Consider the following 7,917-nt stretch of genomic DNA (forward strand, 5'->3'; position numbering starts at 1 on the left):
CCGGGCCGCCTGCAAATCCTCGACCCATCGGCCCGTTGCATCGAGATAGACCGTGCCGCCCGAAATCAGCTCATTGCCGGTGAGAATCTCCATGCTCACGCCACCTTCGCCCGCTCGGCCGCCAGCGGCCGCGCCTCGGCCCAGTCGCCTGCCGCCACCGCTTCCCCGATAAGGATGACCGCCGGGCCATCGGCGAAATCGGCCGCGCCACCGGCCAGCGCGCCCAGCGTACCGGCATAATGGCTGGCCCCGACCCGCCCGGCATTGACGGCGATGCCCACCGGCAGGCCGGCCGGGGCGCCCTGCCCGATCAGCCGCGTCGCCACCTCGGCGGCGATCGACTTGCCCATATAGAGCGCCAGCGTCAGCCCGGCCTGGGCCAGCGCCGCCCAATGGGCCAGCTCGCCATTGTCCGCGCCATGCGCCGTGGCCAGCACCAGCCCGCTCGACACCTTGCGCAGCGTCACCGGCGTGGCCGTTTCGGCTGCCGCGGCCAGCGCCGCGCTCACCCCCGGCACGATCTGATAATCCACCCCGGCCCGGCGCAGCGCCGCGATTTCCTCGCCGGCCCGGCCCAGCACCATCGGGTCGCCCGCCTTGAGCCGCGCCACGCGCTTGCCTTGTCGCGCCAGCCGCACGATCAGCGTATTGATCTGCGCCTGCGAAAAGCTGTGATGGCCCTTGGCCTTGCCCACATCGATGCGCTCGGCGTCGCGCCTGCCCATCTCCAACACGCCGGCCGGCACCAGCTGGTCGTGGACGATCACATCGGCTTCCTGCAACAGCCTTTGCGCCCGCAGGGTCAGCAGGTCCTCGGCGCCCGGCCCGGCCCCAATCAGCCACACCGCGCCCTCGCCCTGCCCGCCGGCATGGTGGGCCAGCAGCTTTTCACCCGCCGCAAGCCCCTCGCCGCGCGCCACCGCATCGGCAATGGAGGGCGACGTCACCAGCGCCTCGTAAAAGCGCCGCCTTTGCGCCCCGTCGTGAATCAGGCTCTCAGCCGTCTGCCGCAAGCCCCCGGCCAGGCTGGCGATTTTCCCCAGGCCGGGGGCCAGCATGGCCTCGATCCGCGCCCGCACCAGCCGCGCCAGCACCGGCGCGTCGCCCTCGGTGGAGATGGCCACCGTCAGCGGCGCCCGCTCGACGATGGAGGGGGTGTAGAAATCGCATTCCGCCGGCACGTCCACCACATTGAGCGGAATGCCCCGCCGCCGCGCCTCGGCCTTGGCAAGTTCGGCATCGGCTCCCGTTTCGGCCACGAAGACCAGCGCCGCCCCGTCGAGATCGCCGCCATGCAGCGGCCGTTCGGCAAGGCTCACCTCGAGCCCGGAAAAATCGGCCTCGATCCGGCGCGACACCACCATCACCGCCGCCGTGGTCTTGGCCAGCAGCCGCGCCTTGTTGAGCGCCTCGGCCCCGCCCCCGACAATGAGGACGCGCTTGCCGCGAACCTTGTAGCTCACCGGAAATGTGTTGAGGTAACTCATGCGAACCCCGACCATGACAGGCGGTAAAAATACCGCATAGCCAAGTCGGCCCGCAAGCCATTGAAATTCAATAGCTTTTATATTTCCCTCTAAGCGCCTTCAATGGAACGCACCAGCCCGGCCTACCCCCGCCGCCGCCAAATCAATCCACCCCCGCGCCCCAGGCCGAAAAATTCGCTTCGGCGGGCGCCCTCCGCGCTAGCCCTGCCGCGTCGGCACATGCACCACCAGCCCGTCCAGCTCGTCCTTGACCCTGATCTGGCAGGAGAGACGGCTGTTTTCCCGGACGTCGAAGGCGAAATCGAGCATGTCCTCCTCCATCGAGGAGGGCCCGCCGACCGTGTCTGCCCAGGCGTCGTCGACATAGACATGGCAGGTGGCGCAGGTGCAGGCGCCGCCGCATTCGGCCACGATGCCGGGAATGGCGTTCATGATGGCGGTTTCCATCACGGTGGCGCCGTTCTCCCCCTCGGTGTCGATGGAAGAGCCGTCCGGCTGCACGAAGGTAATCTTGGTCATGGGGCTTTCTGGGCTTGCTGTTTGCCCCCGATATAGTCGCTCGCTTGCCGCTTAGAAAGCCCGCCGCGACTCAAGGTCCCAGCAGGCCCTCCAGGTAATGCCGCTCGATGCCGAACAGCGCCTTGACCTCTTCGATCCGCGCCAGCGCCGCCTCGCGTGGCCCCGCCCCGCCCTTTTGCGCCACGATCAGATTGTTCTTGGGCGTGTGCGCATCCGAGACGAACTCGAACACCTTGGTGCGATAGCCATTCGCTTCCAGCAGCAAGGCACGTAACCCATCCGTTACCATTTCCGCCTGCTTTTCCAGGAACGTGCCGTGCCGCAACAGGAAATCGAGCCGCCCATCGGCGCTGCCCGCCTGCATCTGCCGGCGCACCTGCTTGTGGCAGCAGGGCGCCACCGCGATCAGCTGCGCCCCCGCCTTGATGCCCTGAAAGATGGCGTCGTCGGTCGCCGTGTCGCAGGCATGCAGCGCGATCACCGCATCGGCCCCGCTGGCGTCGAAATCGAGGATCGTTCCCTCGGCAAAGCGCAGCCCCGAAAAGCCCGAGGCGGCGGCTATGCGGTTGCCCTCTTCCACCAGCCCCCTGCGCATTTCGACACCGACGATCTCGGCCTGCCGCCCAACGCCGGCGAGATAGTCGTAAAGCGCGAAATCCAGATATCCCTTGCCTGCGCCCATATCCACGATCAGCGGATTCTGTGCATGAAGCGCCTGAATCAGGGGCGCAAAGATTTCCACCATCCTGTTGATCTGGCGGAACTTATCCTGCGCGTCATTGCGCACCGCGCCATCCTTGCCGACAAGACCCAGCGCCTGTAGCCACGGCTTGTCGCTTCCGGCCAGCGGGCGGTTCTTGGCCCGGTCATGCCCGCCCGATGGCGCCTGCCGCCCTTCCGCCTCGACGCGCTTGAGCCGCACCTTCTCGCCATTGCGCTCGAAGGTGAGATCGAAGCCGATGGCTTCGAGCCGCGCGCTGCGGAACTCTTCGGCCAGCCCCTTGCGCAGCAGGCCGATGGCTTCGGGCTGGATGAAATTCTTGATGATGTCGCGCGTCTTGTAGCGATAGGTGAAGGAAAATTTGTCCCCACCCTTCACCGTGATCTTCTTGATCTCGACGCCGCGCAGCTCGGCCTCGGCGCCATGATAGCCGCCCAGCTTGAGCCGGATCAGCGCGCCCTCGGCAAAGGCGGTCTTCACCGCCGCGAGAAAGTCTTCGATGCGTTCGGCGGAGGTCAATGCCGCTCCTTGGTGGTCAGGAACCGGATCTTGGGGAAGTCCTGCTTGGCCCGGTCGGCCCACCAGGCGTTTTGCGCCAGGAACACCGGCGCGCCGCTGCGGTCCTCAGCCATGTTCATCTTCTGGGCGGCGATGAAGCGCTCCAGCTCCTTGGGCTCGTCGCTTTCCACCCAGCGCGCCACCTCGTAATTGAGGCTCTCGAAGGTAATGGGCACGCCATATTCCTTGGCGACGCGCGCCGAAAGCACTTCGAGCTGGAGCTGGCCGACCACGCCCACGATCCAGTCGGCGCCCACCATGCGGCGAAACACCTGCGTCACGCCTTCTTCGGAAAGGTCGGTCAGCGCCTTGGCCATCTGCTTGGTCTTGAGGTGATCGGTCAGCCGCACGCGGCGGATGATTTCGGGGGCGAAATTGGGAATGCCGGTCACATTGATATTGGCCCCCTCGGTCAGCGTATCGCCCACCGACAGCGTACCGTGATTGGGAATGCCGACAATATCGCCCGCCACCGCGTCTTCGGCCAGCTCGCGATTATTGCCGAAAAAGAACATCGGGTTGGAAACCGCCATGTCCTTGCCCGAGCGCACATTTTTCAGGCGCATGCCGCGGGTGAACTTGCCTGAGCACAGCCGCACGAAGGCAATGCGGTCGCGGTGGTTGGCGTCCATATTGGCCTGCACCTTGAAGACGAACCCGGTGACCTTCTTGTCGGCCGGATCGATTGGCGCCGGAATGGCCGGCTGCGGGCGCGGCTCCGGCCCCCATTCGCCCAGCGTGCGCAGAAGTTCGGCGATGCTGATGCCCTTGAGCGCCGAGCCGAACAGCACCGGGCTCAGATGTCCGGCATGGAAGGTAGGCAGGTCGAATGCCGGCAGCATCGCCCGCGCCAGCTCCAGCGTTTCGAGCGCGGTGAGGAACACCGGGTCCTCCACCAGGCTGTCGACGTCCAGCAGGTCCTCGATGGAATCGAATTCGGCGATGGGCTTGCCCTGCGGATTGAGCACGCGCTTTTCAACGAGGTCGATATAGCCGTGAAAATCCACCCCCTGCCCGATGGGCCAGAGCACGGGGGTGAGGTCCAGCGCCAGCTTGTCCTGGATTTCGTCGATCAGCTCGAGCGGGCTCTGCCCCTCGCGGTCGATCTTGTTGATGAAGGTGATGATGGGGATGTCGCGCAGCCGGCACACCTCGAACAGCTTCAGCGTCTGCGCCTCGATGCCCTTGGCCGCGTCGATCACCATGATGGCCGCGTCCACCGCCGTCAGCGTGCGATAGGTGTCTTCCGAGAAGTCCGAGTGGCCGGGCGTGTCGAGCAGGTTGAGCGTCAGCCCGTCATAATCGAAGGTCATCACCGAGGAGGTGATGGAGATGCCGCGCTGCTGCTCCATTTCCATCCAGTCCGAGCGCGTCGAGCGCTGCCCGGCCTTGCCGCGCACCGCGCCGGCCGACTGGATGGCGCCGGCCGCCGCCAGCAGGCGCTCGGTCAGCGTGGTCTTGCCCGCGTCCGGGTGCGAGATGATCGCGAAGGTGCGGCGGGTGCGGAACGGTTCGGCATTGGCCCGGGGCGAAACCTCGGCGGCACTCGAATGGCTCATGGAATCTGCTGCATGCTGGGGCCGCAGGCAGGACCGAACGGCGCGTCATTATCTGCGCGCTATATAAGAGCTGCCCCCACGGGGGTCAAATACACTCAGTCCTCGGCTTCGGCCAGGAACCGGGCGATGAAGCCGCGCACTTCCTCCACGGCCATGCCCAGGTCGTGGATATGCTCCATCCTGAGCGGCCGGCCGGCGCGCAGCTCGGCTTCCATGCCCCTTGCCAGCGCCGCCACGCCCGCCGCCCCTACCCCCACCGATGCCCCCTTGATGGCATGCAGGTTCGCCGCCAGGTCGTCAAAGCTCTCGGCCAGCTTCAGCCGGTCGAAATAGGTGGCGATGGTGGTGTCGAACAGGCGCAGGATTTCTTCTTCCAGATGCGCGTCGCCCAGGCATTGGCGGGCCAGGTGTACCCTGTCGATGGGCCGCTGCGGGCTGGGCTGGGAAAGCTGAACCTGCGGTTCGACCGCCATTGACCGCTGCGCCATCCTGGCCGCTCCTTCGCGCTGATGGGCGGGGCCTTGCGCGCCCCCGCCATGCTTTCACCCTAAAATGGTCGGGTGAACAGCTCCTTAAGCCACATCTTTGCCTTTGTTCGGGGGCTTATCGGTTAACGCTTCTCCCCAAAAAATTAACCTTTGGGTAAGAAAGCGTTCGGTTTGCATAAAATTGAATGTATTAATGGGCTTTGAACCAGCGCGCGGCGGCGAGGGTTGGGGGACGATGCGGGGCAATTGCATCGAATTGTTTCCATTTGGCATGCGGCCCGGAAAGGGGCCTCATGGCATGACGACTCTCCCAGGCCGCCTTGTTGCTGATAAGCCGACGCAAGAGTTGTAAAGAGTATGGCGAAGAACCCGACCCCCCAGAATGATCCGGCCGCGCTGGCCTTTTCGGCCGTCGAGGATGCGCTCAAGGAATCGGTTTTCAGCCTCGACAGCGCCGCGACCCAGCCGCAGGAGAAGAAGCCGCAGGAAAGCGCGCGTTCCGAGCGCCTGCGCGCCGCCGACAAGATCGCCCAGCAGGCCGGCAGCGTCGCCAATGACGACCGCTTCCCCTCCTCGCGCATTCTCTACAATCTGCAAAACCGCTCCTCTTCCGCCCCCACCTGGGTCGCCCTGCTGGCCTCGCTCGCCTGGCTCGCCGTCGCCGGCTCCGTGGCCTGGCTGCGCTTCGGGCCGCAACTGGCCAATTTCGGCCAGTTCGTCGGCACGCTCGATTTCGTCGGCCTCGTCGCCGTCCTCTTCCTGCCCGTTTTGGGCTTTTTCGCCGTCGCCACCCTCATTCGCCGCGCGCAGGATTTGCGCAACGCCGCCTCCTCCATCACCCAGGCCGCCATGCGCCTGGCCGAGCCCGAAGTCACCGCCGCCGACAAGGTGGCTTCCGTGGGCCAGGCCGTGCGCCGCGAGGTCAATGCCCTGGGCGATGGGCTCGAACGCGCCCTCAGCCGCGCGGGCGAGCTGGAAGTGATGATCCACAACGAGGTCACCGCGCTCGAGCGCACCTATTCGGATAATGAATCGCGCATGCGCGCCCTCATCGCCGAATTGGCCAGCCAGCGCGAAAGCGTGCTCACCAATACCGAGCGTGTGCGCGAGGCGATCACCGAGAGCCATACCGGCCTGGTCTTCGATCTCGACATGATCAGCCAGCGCATCGCGGGCACCATCGTGGAAAGCGGCGGCAACCTCACCCGCGCGCTCGAAACCGCCGGCAACACCCTTACGGGCTCGTTCAGCGAGCGCACCGAGAATTTCGTCTCGCTGGTCGACAACCGCACCGTGGACCTCATCGCCGCGCTCGATGACAGCGCCGGACGCCTCTCGCTGGGCTTCGAGGATCACGCCGGCGCCGTCGCCCGCACGCTGGACGAGCGCAGCAACCAGCTCAATGCCGGCGTCGAAAGCCGCATCGCCGCGCTCACCGATGCGCTCGACACCCATGCCCAGTCCATCGCCGACGCCATTGACACGCGCACCGGCCTCATCGCCGAGCGCACCGCCGCCCTTGCTGGTTCGTTCGATGAGCGCACCCAGTCCATTGCCGGCCTCATCGCCTCGCGCGGCGAGGAACTGACCCAGGCGCTGGACGAGCGCACCTCCGCCCTTTCGGGCCTGCTCACCGATGGCGGCGCGAGCCTGCTCGAGCAGTTGCGCGAACGCGGCCACGAGGTCACCGGCGGGCTCGACATGATCGGCCAGCGCATCGCCGAGGATATTTCGGCCCGCTCGCGCGAGGCCGAGGTGCTGCTCAGCGCCCTGGGCCGGCAGCTCGATGAATCGGTCTCCATCCAGCTCAACGCCATGGACAGCCGCCTGCAATCGGCGGTCATCGAGATCAATGGCGCGCTGGACGAAACCACCGAGCGCGCCCGCGTCACCCTGGCCGGCGCCGGCCAGGATTCGCTCAGCCAGTTCGATGCCCGCCTCACCGAGATCGCCTCCATTCTGGATTCTCGCCTGCACACGCTCGACGATGTCATCGGCGACAAGGGCGATTCGCTCATTTCCCGCCTTGAAGAGCATGGGGTCAGCTTTGCCGCCCGCGCCAATGTGCTGGAAATGGCGCTCAACGAGGAATCGGGCCGCTTCAACGACGTGGTGGCCGAGCGCACCCGTGAGTTGGGCGAAGTGCTCGGCGCGCGCACCAAGGCCATCACCGAAAGCCTCACCAACCGCACCCGCGAAATCTCCGACTCGCTCGAAGGCCATGCCGGCATCATCGCCGAGGCGCTGGACGAGCGCACCCGCGCGCTGGACGAGACCATCCGCCAGCGCGGCGCCGAGCTGAACCAGTCGCTGGCCGGCACCAGCGCCGGCTTCGACACCGTGCTCGAAACCCGCACCCGCCAGCTTGCCGACACGCTTTCGGAAAAGACCGCCGCCCTCTCGCTGGAGATCGACGCGCGCACCGGTACGCTGGCCAGCCAGCTCGACGAGCGCACCGACACCCTGTCGAGCCGCATCGACGAGCGCACCACCGCCCTCACCAGCCAGCTCGCGGAACGCACCGATATGCTCGCCAGCGAGCTTTCCGGCCGCACCGACGCGCTCACCAGCCAGATCGAGGAACA

The 7,917-nt window shown here is 66.3% G+C and carries 7 protein-coding genes; 1 reads left to right on the top strand and 6 read right to left on the bottom strand.

Annotated features, from left to right (window positions below; translation table 11 throughout):
* The 6 genes from VDP82_RS18055 to VDP82_RS10845 form a co-directional block, all read right to left on the bottom strand.
* Window positions 1-93 (bottom strand): DUF2849 domain-containing protein (locus VDP82_RS18055; protein ID WP_416347099.1); only part of this gene is annotated, 93 nt, incomplete at its 3' end.
* 2 nt (window positions 94-95) lie between these two features.
* Complete coding sequence (gene cysG / locus VDP82_RS10825; protein WP_323014859.1) at window positions 96-1,502, bottom strand: siroheme synthase CysG; 1,407 nt, start codon at window positions 1,500-1,502, stop codon at window positions 96-98.
* A gap of 183 nt (window positions 1,503-1,685) precedes the next feature.
* Entirely contained in the window at window positions 1,686-2,006 is a 321-nt protein-coding gene (locus VDP82_RS10830) for a 2Fe-2S iron-sulfur cluster-binding protein (protein WP_323014860.1), read from the bottom strand.
* Between the two features lie 70 nt (window positions 2,007-2,076).
* Entirely contained in the window at window positions 2,077-3,246 is a 1,170-nt protein-coding gene (locus VDP82_RS10835; protein WP_323014861.1) for an SAM-dependent methyltransferase, read from the bottom strand.
* A complete protein-coding gene (locus VDP82_RS10840; RefSeq protein WP_323014862.1) occupies window positions 3,243-4,844 on the bottom strand; it encodes a peptide chain release factor 3 in 1,602 nt (533 codons plus the stop codon). The genes VDP82_RS10835 and VDP82_RS10840 overlap by 4 nt, the downstream gene beginning before the upstream one ends.
* Before the next feature lie 95 nt (window positions 4,845-4,939).
* The gene (locus VDP82_RS10845) at window positions 4,940-5,332 is read right to left on the bottom strand and encodes an Hpt domain-containing protein (protein ID WP_323014863.1); all 393 of its coding nucleotides are present in this window, start codon (window positions 5,330-5,332) and stop codon (window positions 4,940-4,942) included.
* Window positions 5,333-5,689: 357 nt separating this feature from the next.
* On the opposite strand from VDP82_RS10845, the gene VDP82_RS10850 reads away from it, so the two are divergent.
* On the top strand, window positions 5,690-7,917 hold a 2,228-nt coding region (locus tag VDP82_RS10850), incomplete at its 3' end, for a hypothetical protein (protein WP_323014864.1).

This window comes from Devosia sp. (assembly GCF_034675085.1).
Taxonomy (GTDB): Bacteria; Pseudomonadota; Alphaproteobacteria; order Rhizobiales; family Devosiaceae; genus Devosia.